19 protein-coding genes are annotated in these 20,158 nt (G+C 71.6%); 7 read left to right on the forward strand and 12 right to left on the reverse strand.

Going from position 1 to position 20,158, the window contains the following annotated elements; translation table 11 throughout:
- Positions 1-56 precede the first annotated feature (56 nt).
- A complete protein-coding gene (locus ACIA8K_RS31130) occupies positions 57-1,259 on the forward strand; it encodes an aminotransferase class V-fold PLP-dependent enzyme (RefSeq protein ID WP_396065671.1) in 1,203 nt (400 codons plus the stop codon).
- On the opposite strand, the gene ACIA8K_RS31135 is transcribed toward ACIA8K_RS31130, so the two are convergent.
- Positions 1,213-1,845: an NAD(P)-dependent oxidoreductase gene (locus ACIA8K_RS31135; protein WP_396065673.1), complete on the reverse strand. Its 633-nt coding sequence runs from the start codon at positions 1,843-1,845 to the stop codon at positions 1,213-1,215. The two genes, ACIA8K_RS31130 and ACIA8K_RS31135, sit on opposite strands and share 47 nt — an antisense overlap.
- A gap of 78 nt (positions 1,846-1,923) precedes the next feature.
- On the opposite strand from ACIA8K_RS31135, the gene ACIA8K_RS31140 reads away from it, so the two are divergent.
- The gene (locus ACIA8K_RS31140; protein WP_396065675.1) at positions 1,924-2,502 is read left to right on the forward strand and encodes a TetR/AcrR family transcriptional regulator; all 579 of its coding nucleotides are present in this window, start codon (positions 1,924-1,926) and stop codon (positions 2,500-2,502) included.
- Between the two features lie 25 nt (positions 2,503-2,527).
- Here ACIA8K_RS31140 and ACIA8K_RS31145 read toward each other — a convergent pair whose 3' ends face one another.
- Entirely contained in the window at positions 2,528-3,484 is a 957-nt protein-coding gene (locus ACIA8K_RS31145) for an NmrA family NAD(P)-binding protein (protein ID WP_396065677.1), read from the reverse strand.
- 111 nt (positions 3,485-3,595) lie between these two features.
- On the opposite strand from ACIA8K_RS31145, the gene ACIA8K_RS31150 reads away from it, so the two are divergent.
- Positions 3,596-4,033 carry a MarR family winged helix-turn-helix transcriptional regulator gene (locus ACIA8K_RS31150; RefSeq protein WP_396065679.1) on the forward strand — a complete coding sequence of 146 codons (438 nt, stop codon included), beginning with the start codon at positions 3,596-3,598 and terminating at the stop codon, positions 4,031-4,033.
- 93 nt (positions 4,034-4,126) lie between these two features.
- On the opposite strand, the gene argS is transcribed toward ACIA8K_RS31150, so the two are convergent.
- A complete protein-coding gene (gene argS, locus ACIA8K_RS31155; RefSeq protein ID WP_396065681.1) occupies positions 4,127-5,851 on the reverse strand; it encodes an arginine--tRNA ligase in 1,725 nt (574 codons plus the stop codon).
- Between the two features lie 1,671 nt (positions 5,852-7,522).
- Positions 7,523-8,344: a class A beta-lactamase gene (gene bla / locus ACIA8K_RS31160; RefSeq protein ID WP_396065739.1), complete on the reverse strand. Its 822-nt coding sequence runs from the start codon at positions 8,342-8,344 to the stop codon at positions 7,523-7,525.
- A gap of 133 nt (positions 8,345-8,477) precedes the next feature.
- Between bla and ACIA8K_RS31165 the strand changes: the two genes are divergently transcribed.
- The gene (locus ACIA8K_RS31165; protein ID WP_396065683.1) at positions 8,478-9,305 is read left to right on the forward strand and encodes a LysR family transcriptional regulator; all 828 of its coding nucleotides are present in this window, start codon (positions 8,478-8,480) and stop codon (positions 9,303-9,305) included.
- Complete coding sequence (locus tag ACIA8K_RS31170) at positions 9,302-10,276, forward strand: serine hydrolase (protein ID WP_396065685.1); 975 nt, start codon at positions 9,302-9,304, stop codon at positions 10,274-10,276. Before ACIA8K_RS31165 ends, ACIA8K_RS31170 begins: the two co-directional genes overlap by 4 nt.
- Here ACIA8K_RS31170 and ACIA8K_RS31175 read toward each other — a convergent pair.
- The 8 genes from ACIA8K_RS31175 to ACIA8K_RS31210 form a co-directional block, all read right to left on the reverse strand.
- Positions 10,207-11,316, reverse strand: coding sequence for an acyl-CoA dehydrogenase family protein (locus ACIA8K_RS31175; protein WP_396065687.1), 1,110 nt, complete (start codon positions 11,314-11,316; stop codon positions 10,207-10,209). The genes ACIA8K_RS31170 and ACIA8K_RS31175 overlap by 70 nt on opposite strands.
- 235 nt (positions 11,317-11,551) lie before the next feature.
- Positions 11,552-12,379 (reverse strand): helix-turn-helix transcriptional regulator, encoded by an 828-nt coding sequence (locus ACIA8K_RS31180; RefSeq protein ID WP_396065689.1) that lies wholly within the window; start codon positions 12,377-12,379, stop codon positions 11,552-11,554.
- A gap of 129 nt (positions 12,380-12,508) precedes the next feature.
- Positions 12,509-12,778, reverse strand: coding sequence for a Txe/YoeB family addiction module toxin (locus ACIA8K_RS31185; protein WP_396065691.1), 270 nt, complete (start codon positions 12,776-12,778; stop codon positions 12,509-12,511).
- Positions 12,775-13,038 (reverse strand): type II toxin-antitoxin system Phd/YefM family antitoxin, encoded by a 264-nt coding sequence (locus tag ACIA8K_RS31190; protein WP_396065693.1) that lies wholly within the window; start codon positions 13,036-13,038, stop codon positions 12,775-12,777. The genes ACIA8K_RS31185 and ACIA8K_RS31190 overlap by 4 nt, the downstream gene beginning before the upstream one ends.
- A 141-nt stretch (positions 13,039-13,179) precedes the next feature.
- Positions 13,180-14,784: an RsmB/NOP family class I SAM-dependent RNA methyltransferase gene (locus tag ACIA8K_RS31195; RefSeq protein WP_396065695.1), complete on the reverse strand. Its 1,605-nt coding sequence runs from the start codon at positions 14,782-14,784 to the stop codon at positions 13,180-13,182.
- On the reverse strand, positions 14,781-15,707 hold the full coding sequence (fmt, locus tag ACIA8K_RS31200; protein WP_396065697.1) for a methionyl-tRNA formyltransferase: 927 nt from the start codon (positions 15,705-15,707) through the stop codon (positions 14,781-14,783). Before fmt ends, ACIA8K_RS31195 begins: the two co-directional genes overlap by 4 nt.
- On the reverse strand, positions 15,704-16,258 hold the full coding sequence (gene def / locus ACIA8K_RS31205) for a peptide deformylase (RefSeq protein ID WP_396065699.1): 555 nt from the start codon (positions 16,256-16,258) through the stop codon (positions 15,704-15,706). Before def ends, fmt begins: the two co-directional genes overlap by 4 nt.
- A 52-nt stretch (positions 16,259-16,310) precedes the next feature.
- Complete coding sequence (locus ACIA8K_RS31210) at positions 16,311-17,489, reverse strand: cytochrome P450 (protein ID WP_396065701.1); 1,179 nt, start codon at positions 17,487-17,489, stop codon at positions 16,311-16,313.
- Between the two features lie 105 nt (positions 17,490-17,594).
- Between ACIA8K_RS31210 and ACIA8K_RS31215 the strand changes: the two genes are divergently transcribed.
- Together ACIA8K_RS31215 and ACIA8K_RS31220 are read left to right on the forward strand one after the other, a co-directional pair.
- Positions 17,595-18,791: an esterase-like activity of phytase family protein gene (locus ACIA8K_RS31215; protein WP_396065703.1), complete on the forward strand. Its 1,197-nt coding sequence runs from the start codon at positions 17,595-17,597 to the stop codon at positions 18,789-18,791.
- Positions 18,792-18,892: 101 nt separating this feature from the next.
- A complete protein-coding gene (locus ACIA8K_RS31220; RefSeq protein ID WP_396065705.1) occupies positions 18,893-20,101 on the forward strand; it encodes an esterase-like activity of phytase family protein in 1,209 nt (402 codons plus the stop codon).
- Positions 20,102-20,158: the final 57 nt, after the last annotated feature.

A 20,158-nucleotide genomic window follows, 5' to 3' on the forward strand; every position in this document is an offset into this window, starting at 1 on the left:
AGGGTACGCCACCTAGGCATGATCGGACTTGTAACATTCTACTGAGTGCAGGAGCCATGGACGCCGATTGGCCACTCTCCCCCACGCCGCTCCACCTCAACCACGGCTCGTTCGGCGCGGTCCCGCGCTTCGCCCTGACGGCACAGGCCGCGCTGCGCGACGAGATGGAGGCCGCGCCGGTCCGCTGGTTCGCCGGCCTCCCGGACCGGATCGCCGCCGCGCGTGCCGAGATCGCCCGATTCCTGCGCGTGGCCCCGGAGACACTCGCGCTGGTCCCGAACGCGAGCGGCGGCGCAAGCGTCGCGTTCGCGGGCCTCCCGTTCCCGCACGGCGGCGAGATCATCGTGACCGACCACGGCTACGGCGCGGTCACCATGGGCGCGGAACGCCTGGCCCGGCGCCGCCACGGCACTGTCCGCACGGTCCACGTGCCGCTCGACGCCGGCGCCGAGGAGGCGGCGTCAGCAGTGATCGGCGCGATCACCGGCCGGACCGCGCTGATCATCGCGGATCACCTCACCTCCCCCACCGCGCGCTTCCTGCCGGTGGACCTGATCGGCCGGGTGGCGCGCGAACGCGGCATCCCGTTCCTGGTGGACGGCGCGCACGTGCCCGCGCTGCTGGAGACGCCGCTGGCCGGCGTGGACTGCGACGTGTGGGTGGGCAATCTGCACAAGTTCGGCTGTGCGCCGCGGAGCACAGGCGTGCTTGTCGCCCGCGGGCCGCACGTGCAGGAGCTGTGGCCGTTGATCGACTCGTGGGGCGCGCCGCTGCCGTACCCGCGGAGGTTCGATGTGCAGGGCACGCTTGACGTGACCGCACAGCTGGCCGCGCCCGGGACGCTTACCGGCATCGACGCGCGGTGGGGCTGGGCGGCGGTCCGCGCGCGAGCGTCCGAGCTGGCCGGCAGCGGTGCATCGGTGATCGCGGCGGCCTTCACGGCGCTGACCGGCGAGGACCACACGGTACGGGTCGGCATGCCCGCCGGCCCGATGCGCCTGGTACGGCTGCCCGGCACGCTCGGGACCGGCCCGGGCGCACCGGACGCGCTGCGGGCCCGGGTGCTTGCGGAGTTGTCGGCCGAGTGCGCGTTCGGCCAGTTCGGCGGCGTGGGTTATCTCCGGCTGTCCGCGCACGTCTACAACTCCACGGCCGACTACGAGGAGTTCGCGGAGCGCTGCGTGCCGGTCCTCACCCGCTGGGCCGGCCCGGTCAGTACCCGATCGACACCGTGGCCCGCACCGTCGCCGGATCGGTGAGGCCGCGCAGGATCAGGTCGGCCAGGTCGGCGCGGGAGATCCGGTTGCCGCCGCGGACGTTACGCCCGATCTCGGTGCGGTAGCGGCCGGTGTGCTTCCCGTCGGTGAGCATCGGCGGGCGGAGGATCGTCCAGTCCAGGTCGGTCGCGCTGACCAGGTCCTCCATCCGCTGCATGTCCGCGTAGGCGTGGGCGAACACGCGGACCAGGATCGGCTTGGCGACGTATCGGGTGACCGGGCCGTCCCGGCCGTCCGTGTGCATGCCGCTGTTGCTGACCACGATCAGCCGCCGGACGCCGTGCCGCCGCATCGCGGTCACGGCCGCACCGGCACTGTCCGCGCAGACAGCTGTCGGCCCTCGCCCGCGCGGCCCGATCGCGGAGATGACCGCATCGCGCCCGGTCACGGCCTCGCCGAGCGCGTCCGGATCCGTCACGTCCGCGGTGACGACAGTGAGCCCGGGCAGCTCGGGTGGAAGGCGTGACGGGTCCCGGACGACAGCGACGACGTCGTGGCCGGCCGCGGACGCCTGGCGGATCAGCTGGAGACCGGTGCCGCCGGTCGCGCCGAGAACTGTCAGTTTCACAACGACTCCCTGGTTAGTGAGTGCTCACTAACCATTATGGTTAGTGAGCACTCACCCCGCCGTCAAGAGGAAACCGGATTGAGTACCCGCGACCGCATCGTCAGCGCCGCCGCCGGCGTCATCCGGGACCGTGGCCTGGCCCGCGCCACGACCAGGGAGATCGCGCTTGCGGCCGGCCTCTCCGAAGCCGCGCTCTACAAGCACTTCCGCGACAAGACCGACATCTTCCTGGCCGTGCTCGGCGAACGCGGGCCCGCCACGCTTGTCACAGTGCTCGGCGGACTGCCGGGCAGGGTGGGCGCGGAACCGGTTGCGGGCGTGCTGCGCGAGGTGGCGCTGGCCGCCGTCGACTTCTACGAGCACGGGTTCCCGATGGCGGCGTCGCTCTTCTCCGAGCCGACGCTGTTCGCCGCGCACCGGGAAAAGTTGCGCGAGCGGAACGCGGGACCGCAGGTGCCGCTCGAGGCGCTGACCGGCTACCTCGCCGCGGAGCAGCGACTCGGGCGGCTGCGCCCGGAAGCAGACCCGGCCGCCGGCGCGGCGATGCTGCTCGGCGCCTGTTTCCAGCGCGCGTTCCTTGGCAACTTCACCGACACCGGAGACGCGGAGGCGTTCGTGGACACGCTGATCGGCACGCTGCTGACCGGGCTGGAGTGACCCAACGCGTCCGTCAGGGGCCGGATCAGACCGCGGCCGGCCAGTCCTCGGTGGACTGCGCGCCGGCCTGGATCTCGAAGTGGGACGCACCCGGGCCAGCCAGGTACTGCGCGACCGACGTCGGCGTGACGTCGGGGTAGTCGGCGTTGCGGACGTCGGTCAGGGAGGCGGTACCGCTGTACATCCCGATCTGGTACTGGAGGGCGACGTACTGGAACGGGCTGGTGGCGGCGAACTGACGACGGACGATCTCCGCCTGCAGATCATCCAGGGTGCCCCGGCGGACCAGCTTCCAGCGGTGGCCGGAGGCGGCCTCGACCTCGTTGCGCAGCTCCAGCACGGTCAGCTGCTGGCCGACCACGTGGATGTCACGGCCGGCGGTCGCCGGGTCGAGCGCGACGGCGGCGGTGAAGGCGGCCGTGTCCGGGATGGTGGTGATGTCGATCTTCCGGGTGCCGTCCCCCCAGACGGCGAACGTACCGGCCGCCGGGTCGAGGACCTCGTGGAACGGCCCGAGGAAGAACTCCGGAAAGGCACCGACCGCCACTGAGGTACGGGCCACGGCGCTGTTCCGGAACGCGGCGGCGAAGACGCGGCGCAGGTCGGAGAGGATGTTGACGCCGTAGTCGTACCCCCAGAGGTTGATGGAGAAGTCGGACGGGATCATCCGGTGCACGCCTGCGGCCTCGGCGGCCCGGAGCAGCTCCAGCTGGCCGTCGATGATCACCTCTGGCCCGCCCTGGACGGCGGAGACCACCACGTCCACGCCGGCCAGGTGCGGGACCAGTGCGCCAGCCCCGTCGGTGAGGTCGCCGACCACGAGCGACAGATTCGGATGTGCGGCGACCTCGCGCAGCCGGGCGCCGCCGTCCGCGTTGGACGGGCGGACAAGCGCGCGGACTGTGGCACCGCGCTCCAGCAGGCGCGCCACGATCAGGCTGCCGAGGCTGCCGGTCGCACCCGCCACCAGAACTGTTGTCATCTCAAACTCACTCTCTGTCCTATTAACTGCCTGCGCAGGCAACTATATGAGCGGAGAGTCTGGACACCAAGGCGACCTGGGTCACAGGTGGTGGGCCGTTACAGTGCAGCCATGACGGACGAGCGGCTCTCCGACCTCGAAGAGGCGGCCTGGGGCGGCTTCCTCAACACACACACGCGGCTGTGGCGCGAGATGGAATCACGGCTGGCCAGGACCGGCGTCACCATGTCCGAGTACGACGTGCTCGCCGCGCTTGAGGCGGCGGGCGCGGACGGCGTGCGGATGTCCGACCTCGCGGCCCGGCGGCTGATGTCCACCGGCGGCTTCACCCGGATGGCAGACCGGCTGGAGAGGCAGGGCCTGATCACCCGGCAGCGGTCGGTCACTGACGGTCGCGGCTTCCACGCGGTCCTCACGCCGGCCGGGCAGGAACGCCTCAGCCACGCACGCCGGACCCATCTCGACGACGTCCGGGCGATATTCCTCGGGCGCCTGACGCCCGGCGAGCAGGAGCAGCTGCGCGCGATCTGGGAGCGCCTGGCGGAGTGACGACTCACACCTGACGCGGCCGTCCCGGTCCGGGCGCCCGGAACACCGAAAGGCGCGCGGCGGTACGTACCCCCGCGCGCCTTTCGAGGTTTGTCACATCTGTGCGGGTGCGGTGATGCCGAGCAGGTCGAGGCCCTGGTGGAGCACGCGGGCGGTCAGGTCGCAGAGCGCGAGCCGGTTCTCCCGCACCTCCCCCTCGGACCGCAGGACCGGGCACTGCTCATAGAACGTGGTGAACGCGGACGCCAGCCCGAACAGGTAGTGCGCGAGCCTGTGGAACTCGAGCGTCTCCGCCACCACCGAAACCGTGCCGGCGAACGCGAGCAGCTCAAGCGCGAGCGCGCGCTCGGCCGCCTCCGGCACCGCGATAGACTCCAGGCCGGCCGGCGGGGACACCTCGCCGCGCCGGAAGATCGACCGGATCCGCGCGTGCGCGTACTGCAGGTACGGCGCCGTGTTCCCGTCGAAGGACAGCATCCGCTGCCAGTCGAAGACGTAGTCCTTGACCCTGTCGTTCGACAGGTCGGCCAGCTTGATCGCGCCGATGCCGACCAGCCGGGCCACCTCGTCGCGCTCCGCCTCGGACAGCGCCGGGTTCTTCTCCGCGACAGCTGCGGCCGCACGGGCGATCGCCTCGTCGACCAGGTCGGCCAGCTTGATCGTGTCGCCGGCCCGGCTGCGCAGGATCTTGCCGTCCGTGCCGAGCACCGAGCCGAACGCCACGTGGTCCGCACGCGTCGCCGGGGTCAGCCAGCCCGCGGCCCGCGCCGCCGAGAAGATCATTTCGAAGTGCTGCTTCTGCGGAAGGCCTACCACGTAAGCGATCCGGTCCGCCTTCAGCTCCTGCGTGCGGTAACGGATCGCGGCCAGATCTGTGGTGCCGTAGCCGAAGCCGCCGTCCCGCTTCTGCACGATGATCGGCAGCGGCTCGCCGTCCCGGTTGACGAACCCGTCCGGGAACACCACCCGCGCGCCGTCACTGGTCTTCAGCAGGCCCAGCTCGTCGAGCGAGGCCACGACCGGGTGCAGCATGTCGTTGTAGAAGCTCTCGCCGCAGAAGTCCTTGTCGGTGAGCCGCACGCCGAGCCGGTCGTAGACGGCCAGGAAGTACCGCTCCGACTCGTCGACAAGCATGCGCCACAGCCGAAGCGTCTGCGGATTGCCGCCCTGCAAGGCCACCACCCGCTGCCGGGACCGCTCCTTGAACTCGTCGTCCGCGTCGAACTTCGCCCGCGCGGTCCGGTAGAAGCCGTTCAGGTCGCCGACGGACAGCTCCTCGGCCGCGTTCGCCTCACCGATGTCAAGGAGGTGCTCGATCAGCATGCCGAACGGCGTACCCCAGTCGCCCAGGTGGTTGGCCTTGATCACGTGGTGGCCCTGCCACTCGAGCGTGCGCACCGCGGCGTCACCGATCACCGTCGACCGCAGGTGCCCGACGTGCATCTCCTTCGCCACGTTCGGCGCGGAGTAGTCGACCACCACCGTCTCCCGCACCGCTGCCGCGTCCACACCGAGCCGATCATGCCCGGCCATCTCGCCGAGCAGCCGGCCGAGCGCGTCCGCGGACACGGTCAGGTTGATGAAGCCCGGTCCGGAGATCTCCACTGTCGCGCAGAGATCGTCAAGCCGCGCCGCCTCGACCACGAGCGCGGCCAGCTCACGCGGGTGCCGCTTGGCCCGTCGCGCGGCCGCGAGCACCCCGTCCGCCTGGAAGTCCGCGTGCTGCGAACGTCGCAGCACCGGATCCGCTCCCCCGTCGACGACGGCGGCGAATGCGGCGGTGAGACGGTCGTTAAGCAGCTCTTCCAGCGTTCCCATAACCAGATAATTTAGTCGAAGCCCCCCGCCACCCACGAATCGATAAACCACAGCCACGGTCACGAGCAGGTGCGTCTTCCCACGTCCGCGGTGGTGGCGGCCCGCACGCTCCCGACTCTGTTGCCCATTCGCGCGCTTGGGTCGTCTGGGATCTGACGATCGAAGGTCCGGCACCGAAGCGGGGGGTACGGGTTGATCCGGCCGACGGGCTCGGGGAACGCGGGAACAATACGTCCGTCGTCTCAGCGGCGGCCGGGCGGGACGACAGCGATCCGGGCGGTCGCAAGGACCGGCACCGAGGCCAGGAGCACCGCGGGAAGGCCAGTTGATCCCGGCTCTCGCGCGTTCCCACGTCAGAGCCAGGGCACATCGGCGCTTCACGCCCGAAATTTCGGCATTTCTTACCTCTCCTAACCGAGGGCATGTCGGCAGAAAGCGCGACTACCGCATTTTCGCCCTCGCCTGACCGAGGGCGGGCCGACAGAAGGCGCAACTACCGCATTTCACCCTCGCCTGACCGAGGGCGTGTCGGCAGAAAGCGCGACCACCGCATTTTCGCCCCCGCCTGACCGAGGGCGGCCGGTAGAGGGCGAGACCACCGCACGCTCCGGCGCCGACGTCACCCATAGTGCTCGACGCCGCACTCTGCGCACGCACGGCGGGACGGCCTGCCGCGACGGACCGGGCTCCCGTCCGCTATGCGGCTTTCGCCCTTCCTTCGGTAGCTGGATCGCGGAGAGTGCCGCACCCGGGGGTGGGGTGCAGGATCCTTGCGGTCCTGGTGGCCCTTACCAGGCCCTAATAAGGGCCACCAGGACCGCAAGGATCTTGATGTGGCCTTACTGATCTTTCGGGGGGGCGGAGCGCGGACCGACCCCGGTCAATAAATGCTGAAATTTCGGGCGCGTAGCGCCCGGCGGTAGACCGTGGCTTCGAAAGCTCAGTAAGGGCGGGCGGTGAGCGTACGCCGCGACGGGACATGTCGGATATGGAGGTTTTCCGCCTTGATGCCGACCCGGCTCCTGCCGAAGTGCCGCGACCGGCCCGCCCCCTACGGAACTCCCGGCGTCGGTGCTGGTTCTTGCGGCTACCCGGCCCGCAGCCGCCCCGGAGCCCGCCCCCTACGGAACTCCCGGCGTCGATGCCAGTTCTTGCGGCCACCCAGCCCGCAGCCACCCCGAAGCCCGCACCCCCGCGGAACTCCCGGCTTCGACGCCGCTCCTTGCGACCGCCTGAACCACAGCCGCCCCGAAGTCCGCCCCCTACGGAACTCCGGGCTTCGATGCCGGTCCTTGTAACCACCCGACCCGCAACCGCCCCGACCAGCCGCCACTGACGATGACCCACGCCGCTCCCGCAGTCCGCAAGGCCGCCGACCAGGCGGAACAACCCGCCACACTCCCGACTTCGGCAACAGCCCATTCGACCATCAGGCAAAGACGGCCAGACGAGAATGGGCAACGGAGTCGCTCCCGCGGGCAAACCGGAGCGTTGGGCTCCGCTGGCGCTCCGTACGTCGCTCCGGACCAGCCTTTCCGTGGCAAGGTCGAAAACCCGCGTGGGGTTTTCCCGGCCACCCACGGATCCGACGGCCGCGGGAGCTCACGGGGCGGGACCACCGCGGAAGCGGGAGAACAGTTGATCTTGGGTTTAGATCGGGGTCGTGATGGGCTAGCGGCGGTTCAGGTGGCGCACGACGGCCTCGGCGGCGTCCGCGAGCAGTGCGTTGTCGTAGACGGCGTCCGGCGTGTCCTTGGTGGACATGACGGCGAGCACGATCGGGGCGCCGGACGGCGGCCAGAGGATCGCGATGTCGTTGCGGGTGCCGTAGCCGCCGGCGCCGGTCTTGTCGCCGACCGTCCAGGTCGCCGGGACGCCCGCGCGGATCGTCTCCGCGCCTGTGGTGTTCGCGCGCAGCCAGGTGATGAGCTGGCTGCGGTCGGTGGCGCACAGTTCGCCGCCGAGCGCGTAGGCACGCAGGTCGGTGGCGAGCGCGCGGGGCGTGCTGGTGTCGCGGCGGTCGCCCGGGATCGCGGTGTTCAGCTCGGTCTCGATTCGGTCGGCGAGGGTGGTGCGGTCGCCGATCGCGCGGAGTGACCGCTCCAGGCCGTCCGGGCCGCCGAGCTCGCGGAAGAGCAGGTTGCCCGCGGTGTTGTCGCTTACCGTGATCGCGGCCTCGGCGATCGCGCCCAGGGTCATGCCCTCGTCCACGTGCAGCGACGTGACAGGCGAGTAGTCGACCAGGTCCGCGGCCGTGTAGTGGACCACGCGGCCCAGCTCCGCGTCGGAGATGCGGTCGAGCAGCGCGGCGGCGGCGAGCGCCTTGAACGTGGACGTGTAGGCGAACCGTTCGTTGTCACGGAACGTCACTGTCCTGCCGGTGCCGGTGTCGACCGCGTAGACGCCGAGGCGGGCGTCGTACTGCCGCTCCAGCTGCTGGTACACGCCGGTGGCGGAAGCGGCGGTGGGTGTCAGCGTGATCGTCGCGAGCATCGCGGCGGTCGCCGTCACAATTGTGAACACGAAAAACCCCCTTCGTGGGTACGAATCGACCCTCGCAGAGCCCGCCCATGCTGTCGAAGACGAAAACGGCGGGTGTCATGCCGATCTGGCATAGTCACAGCTCATGGATCTCGTCGCGGCCGGCCGTGCGTTCGTGTCGGTCACCCGGCACGGCAGCTTCACCGTCGGCGCCGCCGCGCTGCGCATACCGCAGTCCGTCGCGTCCCGCCGCGTCTCCGCGCTTGAGGCGCACCTCGGCGGCGCGCTGCTCGACAGGTCCGCGCGCGCGATCGTGCTCACCCCGTTCGGCGCCGCGCTGCTGCCGGCCGCCCAGCGCCTGATCCGCCTCGCGGACGCGCTCGAACACGACGCGGAACGCGCCCGCCGCCGCCCGTTCCGGCTCACCGTGCCCGCGACCTGCCCGACGCCCGCGCTGGCCAGGCTGGTCGCGGCCGCCCGCGCGCACGACCTGCACCTGGAGCTGACCGAGGAGCCGGGCGGGGCGGCGCTCACCGGCGTACCCCCGGATGTGGGTGTGTGGGTGGTGCCGTTGGGGTTGGCGGCGACACGTGAGCCGGTGACGCATATCGATATGCTGCGACCGTCGAAATCGGACGCCGCGGGGACGGCGCGGCGGATCTGGATCCAGCCGGAGGATGACGTGCCGCATGTCAGGGACCGGCTGAGCCGGCTCGGTGCCGCCGCGGGACTGCGGCCGGCGCAGATCGTGGTCGCCGGGTCGCCCGTGGAGGCCGCTGCCGAGGCGTTGACCGGGCCTGACCTGCTGCTCTGCTCGGCCGCGCAGGCCGGGGCGCACGGCTTGCGGTGGGCGGCCGGGGATCTCGGTGTGGCCCGCGGATACGACGTGGTGGCCGGGCCGCGGGCGGAGCTGGAAAAGGTGCGGACGGTGCTGCACGCGGCGGTCGGCGAGTGTCTGGGAGTGCCGGCGTGAGTACCGCACGGGTGTTCCGGGAGGCGCGGGGCGTGCTGGAGGACGCCGGACTGCGCGGCGGCTTCCTGGTGCGGGACCTGCTCACCGGCGAGGAGCTGGGCATCGAGCCGGACGCGGTGTTCCCGGCCGCGTCGCTGATCAAGGTGCCCCTCGCGGTCGCGGTGCTTGAGGCCGCACACCGGGGCGAGCTGGACCTGACCGCGGTCGTGACCGTGCCGCCGGACCGGGTGGAGACGCCGGGCCCGCCGGGGTTGATGCGGTTCCGGCATCCGGCCACGATCGCTGTCGAGGACCTGCTCTACCTGGCCGTGGCGATCAGCGACGGCGCCGCCGCGGACGCGCTCTTCGCGCTCGTACCGCCGGCCGCGGTGATGGACGAGCTGCGCCGGCTCCGCCTGGACGGGATCGCGGTCCGGCACCGCATCCGCACGCTCAACGACACGCCCGCGGACCGGCTGGCGCCGGAGGACGTGCACCTCGCGCACGCCCTGGCGATCGGCGCGGTCACCACCGGGCACGGCCACCCGATCCCGCAGTTGGACGTGAGCCGCGCGAACGCGGGCTCGGCACGCGCGTTCGCGGACCTGCTGGCCGCGCTGTGGACGCCGTCCGCGATCGCGCCGCCGGTCGCTGCCCGGGTCCGTGAGCTGATGGGCGACTCCGTGCACCGGCAGCGGCTCGCGCCCGACCTCGCCTCGGACGCGTCCCACTGGTCGTCGAAGACCGGCACGGTACTGACCATGCGACACGAGATGGGCGTGGTCGCCCACGCGGACGGCGGCCGGTACGCGATCGTCGCGCTCACCGAGTCGCGCGTCCCGGCCACTGTGCAACCCGCGGCCGAGGCGGCGATGGGCCGGGTCGCGCGCATGCTGCGGGACCTGCTCCGCACCGAGAACTCTCAGACCATCACGGACATCGGCTCCCCCGCGCCGGTCAGGACACCGCCAAGATCGTCCTCGGCCAGGTAGGGGTTGAACTGCGGGTGACGGGAGCCGACCTCGACGTCCCGCCAGAGCCGCTGCAACGGCTGGTCCAGCGCGAAACCGCTGGTACCGCCGAGGTCGAGCAGCTTCTCCGTGGCCTGGCGGCACTCGCGCGCGGCGGTGGTGAGGTCGGCGCGCAGGCGTACCCGGGTCGGCAACGTCAGCGGATCACCGGCGTCGACCAGGCCGGCCGTACGCAGCAGCCGTTGCTCGGCCGAGGCGGCGAGCCGCTCCGCGTCGGTGAACCAGGTGCGGGCCGACGGGGAGTCCGCGATGCGCGCGTAGCGGGAACCGTAGGGCGCCTTGTCGCCGGCCAGCAGCGCGGCCACGATGTCGCGCATCGCCAGCGTGGCCCCGGCCAGCGGCGCCAGCATGCCGACCACGCCGGCCAGGTTCGCGCCCGGGGAGAGGGCCGGACGGGGGATGACCCGGTCCGCGGGCACGTGCAGGCCGTCCGCGACAAGCGTGTGACTGCCGGTCCCGGCCATCCCGGCCACGTGCCAGGTGCGCTCGACGGTGAGGTGTGTGGTCTCGACCATCAGGGCGCCGACGCCGGGCGCCATCAGCATCGCCCAGTCCGCGTCCTCACAGCCGGAGGCCATCGTCCACCGGCCGGAAACGATCACACCGTCAGCCGCGTCGGCGGCGGTGGCGGGGTGGGTGGAGACGCCGCGGGTGGCGCCGGAGCCGCAGACGATCGCGTGCGGGTCGGCCAGCAGGGCGGCGCGGGCCGAGTCGGACGTCGAGGCCAGCAGGATCGCCTTCGCACCGGCGCTGAGCGCGGTCACCCAGGCCGTGGAGGGACAGCCCCGGCCGAGCGCGATCACCGCCTCGCACTGCTCCCGCGCGCTCGCACCCAGCCCGCCCGCCTCCGCCGGGACGGTCAGGGCGAAGAGACCGGCGTCGCGTACCGCCGCGATGCTCTCCGGCGCGGGACGCCGCCGCTCCTCGGTCACGGCCGCGTGAGCAGCCAGGACGCGGGCCGCCTCGGATGCTGGTCGCCGCCGGTGTGCTGTCTCGCTCACGCCACATCCCCCTTCACGCTGCGGCGACGCTCCGCCGGCTTCCTCTCGCACTGCGACGCCATCGCGGCCGCCGCACGACCGCTCTCCCGCCGATTCCTCGCCGCGCTGCGGCCGGCGCGGTCTCGTACGCCGATGTCCTGTCGTGCGGCAGCCCGCGGGGCCTCGCGCGCCGGATTTCCTGTCGTGCGGCCGCTTCGCCTGTCACTCTTCTTCAGGTCGCGGTCACTACCGCCGCTCACGCGGCCACCCGCTCGCGTCGCAGGCGGGCGAACCGCTCGGCCGTGCCGGTGTCCGGCTCCGGGCGCAGCACGATCAGGCGGTCCTCGCCGGACGAGCCGAGCATCTGGTCGCAGTTCACGACCAGCGGGCCGGTCGCCGGGTGAAGCATCACCTTGCGGGTCATGCCGAGCCCCGCGACCTCCATCCGCGTCCAGTAACCGGCGAACTCGGCGCTGGCCGTCAGCAGCTCGTCGACAAGACGGCGGGCGGCCGGATCGTGGCCGCGCCGCGCCACGGTCGCGCGCAGCTCCGCCACCCAGCCCCGGCCGATGTCCTCATGGTCGTCCGGCACCGCGAACCCGCGCACGGACGGATCTGTGAACCACCGCCAGGCCAGGTTCCGGTCCCGCCCGCGGGCCCGCGTGTAGTCGCCGATCAACGCGATGCTCAGCGCGTTCTGCGCGACGACCCCGGTCAGCCCGTCCACCACATGCGCCGGGACCGCCTCCAGCTGCGAGAGCAGGAACAACATCTCCGGCCCGGCGGTACGGTCCCGGTCGTGCTCCGGCGCCGGGTGCCCGGCCAGCCGGTGCAGATAGTCGCGCTCGTCCCGGCTCAGCCCGAGCGCCCGTACCAGCCCGGTCAGCAGCTCGGGCGACGGATGCGGCGCCCGCCCCCGCTCCAGCCGCTCGTAGTAGTCCGGCGAGATCCCCGCCAGCACCGCCACCTCATCCCGGCGAAGCCCTGGCGTGCGCCGCACCCCACCGGGCACCAGACCGACGTCCCCGGGCCGCAACGCCTCCCGGCGCACCCGGAGAAACCGCCCCAACTCGACTATGTCCATGATCTAGACATACACCGCCCCGGCCTTGCCTCCCTCGTCCTCCGAGGGCGACCAGGGATGCCGCGTGCGGCCTGCCGCTACGTATGCCGGCTGCTCGGGTGGATCTGGCGGAGTGACGTGGCTATCCGATCATCTATCTCCGTAGTGGTACCGGCAGGACAGAATTTCCAGTTCGCCGTGGGCATCGATGATGCGGTACACGAGCCGGTGTTCCTCGTTGATGCGCCGCGAGGCCCAGCCGGACAGGTCGCCATGAAGCAGCTCAGGCTTGCCGATGCCTCCGTCGTCTCCGCGCCGGATGTCTTTGATCAACGCGTTGATCCGTTTGAGAAGCTTACGATCGCTCGTCTGCCAGTCGACGTACTCTTCCCAGGCCTCCGGATGCCAGACGAGCTTCACTCAGTGGCCTCGGGATCGATGACGTCGCGCACGATTCGTTCTCCCGACTCCATCTCCGCTGCCCGGCGACGAAGTTCACGGCCGTTGGCGCCACGGGACAGGTACTCCGTCTCGCGCCACGCGTCGTAATCCCTCTTGAGCATGACGACCAGCGGCTCGTGGCCGCTTCGAGTGACGATGAGGTCCTCCGCGTCGTCCTCGATGGCGTCGAACACGTTCGCAAGGTTCGCGCGTAGGTCAGATGCGGCGATAACCTTCATGACCCCTCCTTAGTTGTACGGTATAAAGTACAACGAGTCACACGGCTTTGACCAGCGGCACCGACGGTAGGTCACCGGAACCGCCACGCTTGACCCCGTGCCGTTGCCCGGCCCGTTGAACGGGCCGGGCAACGGTCGATGTCAGGCCGTACGGCGGAGGACGGCGAGGAACATGGCGTCGGTGCCGTGGCGGTGGGGCCAGAGCTGGACGGTAGGCCCGGCGCCGAGACCGGGCATACCGGCCGGGAGCAGCGGGCGAGCGTCGACGAAATCGACCGCGAGCTTGGAACGGCGCGCTGCCTCGGTGACAGTGACCTGGGTTTCGACCACGTGCGGGGAGCAGACCACGTAGGCGACCACGCCGCCGGGCCGGACGGCCTTGAGCGCGGCGACAAGCAGTTCGCGCTGAAGGCTGGTCAGCGGCGGCAGGTCCGTGGGCTGACGGCGCCAGCGGGCCTCGGGACGGCGGCGCAGCGAGCCCAGACCGGTGCAGGGCGCGTCGACCAGGATGCGGTCGAAGGAGGCGGCGGGCAGGTCGCCGGTGCCGGCGGTACGGCCGTCGGCGACGATCGTGGTGACCGGGAGGCCGCGGGTGGCGTTGGAGACCAGGCGGGCCCGGTGTTCGGCCACCTCGACCGCGGTGACCCGGGCTCCGCGACCGGCGGCGAGCGCGCCGAGCAGGCCGGCCTTGCCGCCGGGGCCGGCGCACAGGTCGAGCCAGTTCTCGTCGGTGCCCTCGACCTCGGCCTGGGTGAGCGCGGTCGCGACCAGCTGGGAGCCCTCGTCCTGGACGTGGACGCGGCCCTCGGCGAGCGCGGACAGGTCGCCGGGGGAGCCGCCGGCCAGGTAGACGGCGTAGGGCGAGAACGCGCCGGGTGCGCCGCCCAGTTCGTCGGCGAGCGTGATCGCGTCGGCGCGGCCGGGGCGGGCGCACAGGTGGACCGGCGGGCGCTCGTTGTCCTCGGCGAGCGCGCGGGCGGTGTCGGCCAGGTCGCCGCCGAGCGCGTCGGAGAACGCGCGGACGATCCACGGCGGGTGGGCGTGGGTGACCGACAGGTTCGCGATCGGGTCGTCGGCGAACTTCGGGGCGACCTCGGCGATCCACTCGTCCCAGTTCTTGGTGGTGATCTGGCGCAGCACCGCGTTGGCGAAGCCGGCCGCGCCGGGCGCGACGGACCGGACCAGGTCGACGGTGCTGGAGACCGCGGCGTGCGCGGGCACCCGGGTGTGCAGGATCTGGTAGGCGCCGAGCCGCATCGCGTCCCGGGCGGGCGGGTCGATCCGCTCGACCTCACGGCCCGCGGCCGCCTTGATGATCTCGTCGAGCGTGCCGACCAGGCGCAGTGTGCCGTAGGTCAGTTCGGTCGCGAACGCGGCGTCCCGGCCGAAGAGCCGCATCTCCTGGAGGATCTGCGGGAGGACCAGGTTGGCGTAGGCGTCGTCGCGGTGCGTGGCGGCGATCGCCTCGTAGGCCGCGGAACGGGCCGGGTCGGACGGCGGGCGGCCGCCGCGCGGGGCACGACCGCCGCCGTGCGAGTCCCGGTCCTGGCCGCGGCCGTCGCCGGGGGCGGTGGAGCGACGCGGCCGGCCCGCGTTGTGCGGCCGGTCGGCACGGTGCTCGGAGGCCCCCCGGTCCCCCGAGGAAGCGGCGGAACCCGAGGACCCGGAGGCGGGACGCTGGCGGTCGGCGTCGAGGCCCGACCGGATTTCAGAGGAACCGGCTTGAGGCCGCTCAGGGCTGGTCACGCGAACTTCTCCCCCGTCTCGACCCGGACGCCGCGCGCCCAGTCGGTCGCCTGCATCGGCTTCTTGCCCGCGGCGCGGACCTCGCCGAGTGATACCGGTGTGGTCGCGGTCCCGACCAGCACCTGCTTGCGCTCGACCAGGAGGTCGCCGGGCTCCAGCCGGGGCGCGTCCACCGCCGGCCGGACCGGGCCGAGCTTCACGCGTTCCTCGCGGAACGTCGTCCATGCGCCGGGTGCGGGCGTGCACGCCCGGATGCGCCGGTCCACCGCGAACGCGGGCTCGGTCCAGCGGACCTGCGCGTCCTCGACGCTGATCTTCGGGGCGAGCGAGACGCCGTCGGCCGGTTGCGGTTCGGCGCGCGCGGTGCCGGCCTCGATCGCGTCGAGCACGGCGACGAGCAGGCCGGAGCCGGAGTCGGCGAGCCGGTCGAGCAGGTCGCCTGAGGTGTCGGTGGCGCGGATCTCGTCGGTGAGCGTGCCGTAGACCGGGCCGGTGTCCAGGCCGGCCTCGAGCTGGAACACGCTTGCGCCGGTGACCTGGTCGCCGTGCAGCACCGCGTGCTGGACGGGCGCGGCGCCGCGCCAGGCGGGAAGCAGCGAGAAGTGCAGGTTGAGCCAGCCGTGCTTCGGGATCTCGAGCGCGACCAGCGGGACCAGCGCGCCGTACGCGACGACCGGCACGCAGTCCGGTGCCAGCTCCCGCAGTCGCTCCAGGAACTCGGGCTCGCGCGGCTTGGCCGGGGTGAGCACCTCGATGCCGCGCTCGTCGGCCCAGGCGGCGGCGGGCGAGCGGACCATGCGGCGGCCACGGCCGGAGGGCGCGTCGGGCCGGGTGACGACCGCGATCACCTCGTGGGACGACGCGGCCAGGGCGTCGAGGGCGGGCAGGGCGACGGCGGGTGTTCCCGCGAAGACGAGTCTCATCGGCCCAGGCCGAAGGGGCTGGCGTGCGGGCTGAGCTTCACGGTCGGCGGCTTCTCCTGGTCGTACCAGTCGGCCTGGCGGATTTCCTTCATCGCGGCCTTGCGCGCGTCGGAGTCGAGCTTGTCGAGGAAGAGCACGCCGTCGAGGTGGTCGGTCTCGTGCTGCATGCAGCGTGCCATCAGTCCGGTGCCGACGATCTGCACCGGGTCGCCGGACTCGTTGAAGCCCTTGGCGACAACGTTGAGCCGGCGTTTGGTGTCGAAGTACAGCCCGGGGATGGACAGGCAGCCCTCGGGGCCGTCCTGCTCCTCCTCGTCGGGAAAGGAGAGCACCGGGTTGACCAGGTGGCCGACCACGTCGTCGACGTCGAACGCGAAGACCCGCAGACCCACGCCGAGCTGCGGGGCGGCCAGCCCGGCGCCGCCCGCCTCCTGCATCGTCTCGGTGAGGTCCGCGACGAGCTTGCGCAGCTCTTTGTCGAAGTCGACGACGGCCTCGGCCGGCGAGCGCAGCACCGGATCCCCGAAGAGTCGGATGGGCTGGACGGTCACGCTGCGCACTCCTTGCTGATGGCAATACGGGTCAACACACCAGTCTACGGACTCACCCGATCGTGACCGGCAGCGCGGAGTAGCCGCGCAGCGTGAGCCGGTCCCGCCGGGTCGCCGGGCCGTCCTGGGCGAGCCGGGGCAGCATGGTGACGAGCATCGGGAACGCGACCTGAGCCTCCAGCCGGGCGAGCGGCGCACCGAGGCAGTAGTGGGCGCCGCCGCCGAACGAGACCGGCTGCACGTTCTGGCGGTCCGGGTCGAAGCGGCCCGGGTCGGTGTAGCGGGCCGGGTCGCGGTTGGCGGCGCCGAGCAGCAGGTTGATCGAGTCGCCGGGCCGGAGGGCGGCGCCGTCGATCTCGACGGCCTCGGTGGCGAGGCGGCCGGTCATCTGCACAGGCGAGTCGTACCTGAGGATCTCCTCGACGTACGCGGGCGCGAGCGTGGGGTCGGCCCGCAGCCGCGCGGCGTGCGACGGGTCGTCGAGCAGCAGTGTGAGGCCGGTGCCGAGCAGGTTCGTGGTGGTCTCGAAGCCGGCGATGAGCAGCAGCACCAGGTTCGCCAGTAGCTCCTCCCCGCTCAGGTCCGGGCTGGCCGCGAGCGCGCTCGTCAGGTCCTCCTGCGGCGCGCGGCGGCGTTCCGCGATCAGCCCGACGAAGTAGTCCTGCAGTTCGCGCCCGGCCACGTCCGCGAGCCGCATCTCCGCCTCGGTGCTGATCGGCTCCAGCACCACTGTCAGGTCCGCGACCCGGGGCCGGAACCAGGGCAGATCCGCATCCGGTACGCCGAGCAGCGCGCAGATCACGCCGATCGGGAGCGGGTAGGCGAACGCGTCAACGAAGTCCGCCCGCGCGGGCATCGCCTCGATCAGGTCCTTGGCCTGGGCCGCGATGACGTCCCGCATGGCGTTGACCCGGCGTGCGGTGAACGTGGCCGCGGCCGCACGGCGTACCCGCGAGTGGTCAGGTGGGTTGGTCTGCAGCATGGACAGCACGAACGAGGAGACGCCGCGGTTCTGCCGCCAGTCCGGCCAGAACTGGTCATAGTCGTTCGCGTCAGCGATCCGCATGGACGAGTCGCGGAGCAGGCGGTTGACGAGTGCGTGCGTGGTCACCCACCACCGGCCGTCCGCCTGGAACACCGGAGCGTGCTCCCGGAGCACGTCGAAAGCCGGGTATGGGTCGTTACGTCCCTCGGGCAGGAAGAGTGACGCCACTGCGCTCTGATAATCCATTGCCCCGATCCCCCTCTGTCGAACATGGACACCCACCTATCATGCCTGGTGAAGGCCACCACAATGACGCGCGCCATTAACCGCGGAGCCTTACTCTCTGCGACCATGACAAAGATCAACCTCTGCGGGTACGCCGCCCGTGCGCTCCTTGCCGCCGGCGCCGTCGCTGTGACTCTCGCCTTCGCGGGCGCGCCCGCCCAGGCGTACGACGGCGATGTGACCACGCCCACACTTACCGGCTGGGCAGCGCTCGCGCCGGAGACGTTCGTGCCCGGGAGTAAAGCGTCAGGCGCCGCGCTCGGCAGGACGCCGATCCACGGCATCCCGGCGCCCTGGAAACGGCAACCGGTGCAGGGCTTCTCCGGCCTGCTGCACAACAAGGACGGCACGTTCGACGCGTTGTCCGACAACGGTTTCGGCAGCCGGGCCAACAGCGCTGACTTCCTGTTGCGCATCCACCGGGTCGCGCCGGACTTCGCGGCCGGCACGGTGGACGTGCTCGGCGGCGTGGACCTGACCGACCCGGACCGGCACGTGCCCTGGCGGCTGACCCGCACGGACCGCACGCTCACCGGCGCGGACTTCGACCCGGAGTCGTTCGCGCGGGACGGGAGCGGCGGCTACTGGATCGGCGACGAGTTCGGGCCGTACCTGCTGCATGTGGACGGTAAGGGCCGGTTGCTTGCCGCACCGGTGCCGATGCCCGGCGTGGTCGCCCCGGAGACCGCGGACCGTACCGGCGAGACCGCGAACCTGACGTCGAGCAAGGGCATCGAGGGCCTGGCCGCGTCCCCGGACGGCCGCTTCCTCTACCCGCTGCTGGAGGGCACTGTCGACGGCGACGGCGCCCGTGACCTGCGGCTCACCGAGTTCGACACGCGCAGCGGGCGGTACACCGGTGCGCGCTGGACCTACCGGCTCGACCACGAGGGCACGATGGCCGCCGACGTGGTCGCGGTCGACGCGAACCGGTTCCTGGTCATCGAGCACGACGGCGGCCTCGGCGCGAACGCGGAGACCAAACGCGTCTACCTGGCCGACCGCCGGGCCCCCGGCGTGATGAGCAAGTCGATGGTCACCGACCTGATGCAGGTCGCGAATCCGCAGCGGCTCGGCGGCTTCCGCAAGACGTTCACCTTCCCGGTCCAGCCGGAAGGGCTTGTCGTGCTCGACGATTTCACGATCGCGGTGGTGAACGACAACAACTTCCCGGGCTCGGCCGGCCGCTTCCCCGGCGTCGCGGACAGCAGCGAGTTCCTCCTCATCACGCTGCCGAAGGCGTTGAGCGGCAACGGTTACTGAGTGAGGCCGGCACGCCCGGCCAGTACCGGCCGGGCAATGCAAAGTTTGTGGCCATCGCGATGTCGGCGGTCATTCACCGGCCTCTCCTACGGTGAGTGACCATGCGGAAGATCACCAACCATGCGGCCGCCGGTCTCGGCGTGCTCGCTCTGACTCTCGCGCTCACCGGCGGGCCGACCGAGGCCCACGGCGACCGGGTGAAGACGCCCACGCTCACCGGCTGGGCGTCGCTCCCGGCGCTCACCTTCGTGCCCGGCAGCGAGCCGTCCGGCGCCGCGCTCGGCACCGCGCCGGTCAACGGCATCGCCGCCCCCTGGGCCGACCAGCCCGTGCAGGGCTTCTCCGGCGTGCTGCGCAACGCGGACGGCACCTTCGACGTGCTCTCCGACAACGGTTTCGGCACCCAGGCGAACAGTGCGGACTTCCTGCTCCGCATCCAGCGGATCGCGCCGGTCTTCGGCACCTCGACTGTCGACGTACTGGGCGGCGTCAACCTCACCGACCCGAACGGGCACGTCCCGTGGGCGCTGGTCCGCGCGGACCGCGTGCTGACCGGCGCGGACTTCGACGTCGAGTCGATCGTCCGGGACGCGGACGGCGGCTACTGGATCGGCGAGGAGTTCGGCCCGTACCTGCTGCACGCGGACCGCTCCGGCCGGCTGCTCGCGCCGCCGGTCCCGCTGCCGGGCGTGATCGCGCCGGAGACCGCGGCCCGCACCGGCGGCACCGCGAACCTCGGGTCGAGCAAGGGCTTCGAGGGGATGGCGAAGTCGCCCGACGGCCGCTACCTGTACTCGCTACTGGAGGGCACCGTCGCCGGTGACACCGCGGGTGACCTGCGGTTCAACGAGTTCGACACGCGTGCGGGGGCGTACACAGGCACGCGTCTCACCTACCGGCTGGACGCGCCGAACCTGGCGATCGGCGACGCGATCTCGGTGGACGCGAACCGTTTCCTGGTGATCGAGCGCGACGGCGGCCAGGGCGCCACCGCAGTGATCAAGAAGATCTACCTGGCCGACAAGCGTGACCGCAACCGCGACGGCGTGATGGACAAGACGCTTGTCGTCGACCTGATGAACATCGCGAACCCGAAGCGGATCGGCGGGTTCGGCACCACGTTCACGTTCCCGTTCACCACGATCGAGGACGTCATCATCCTTGACGACGACACGCTCGGCGTGCTCAACGACAACAACTTCCCCGGCTCTGCCGGCCGCGCGCCGGGCGTCGCCGACAACAACGAGTTCATCACCATCCGCCTGCCGAAGTCCCTGGACGCGGACAAGCGGATCCTGCAGCAGCGCTGATGCGTAGGTCCCGGCGGTGCCTGCCGCGCCGCCGGGGCTGACCGCTCCCATCGCGTG

This window comes from Catenuloplanes sp. NPDC051500 (assembly GCF_044454585.1).
Taxonomy (GTDB): Bacteria; Actinomycetota; Actinomycetes; order Mycobacteriales; family Micromonosporaceae; genus Catenuloplanes.

Bases quoted from the DNA above. Each gene is read 5' to 3' on its own strand.
- ACIA8K_RS31130 (WP_396065671.1), top strand. From the start codon at position 57: ATGGACGCCGATTGGCCACTCTCCCCCACGCCGCTCCACCTCAACCAC.
- ACIA8K_RS31145 (WP_396065677.1), bottom strand. From the start codon at position 3,484: ATGACAACAGTTCTGGTGGCGGGTGCGACCGGCAGCCTCGGCAGCCTG.
- ACIA8K_RS31150 (WP_396065679.1), top strand. From the start codon at position 3,596: ATGACGGACGAGCGGCTCTCCGACCTCGAAGAGGCGGCCTGGGGCGGC.
- argS (WP_396065681.1), bottom strand. From the start codon at position 5,851: ATGGGAACGCTGGAAGAGCTGCTTAACGACCGTCTCACCGCCGCATTC.
- bla (WP_396065739.1), bottom strand. From the start codon at position 8,344: ATGCTCGCGACGATCACGCTGACACCCACCGCCGCTTCCGCCACCGGC.
- ACIA8K_RS31165 (WP_396065683.1), top strand. From the start codon at position 8,478: ATGGATCTCGTCGCGGCCGGCCGTGCGTTCGTGTCGGTCACCCGGCAC.
- ACIA8K_RS31180 (WP_396065689.1), bottom strand. From the start codon at position 12,379: ATGGACATAGTCGAGTTGGGGCGGTTTCTCCGGGTGCGCCGGGAGGCG.
- ACIA8K_RS31190 (WP_396065693.1), bottom strand. From the start codon at position 13,038: ATGAAGGTTATCGCCGCATCTGACCTACGCGCGAACCTTGCGAACGTG.
- fmt (WP_396065697.1), bottom strand. From the start codon at position 15,707: ATGAGACTCGTCTTCGCGGGAACACCCGCCGTCGCCCTGCCCGCCCTC.
- ACIA8K_RS31210 (WP_396065701.1), bottom strand. From the start codon at position 17,489: ATGGATTATCAGAGCGCAGTGGCGTCACTCTTCCTGCCCGAGGGACGT.
- ACIA8K_RS31215 (WP_396065703.1), top strand. From the start codon at position 17,595: ATGACAAAGATCAACCTCTGCGGGTACGCCGCCCGTGCGCTCCTTGCC.
- ACIA8K_RS31220 (WP_396065705.1), top strand. From the start codon at position 18,893: ATGCGGAAGATCACCAACCATGCGGCCGCCGGTCTCGGCGTGCTCGCT.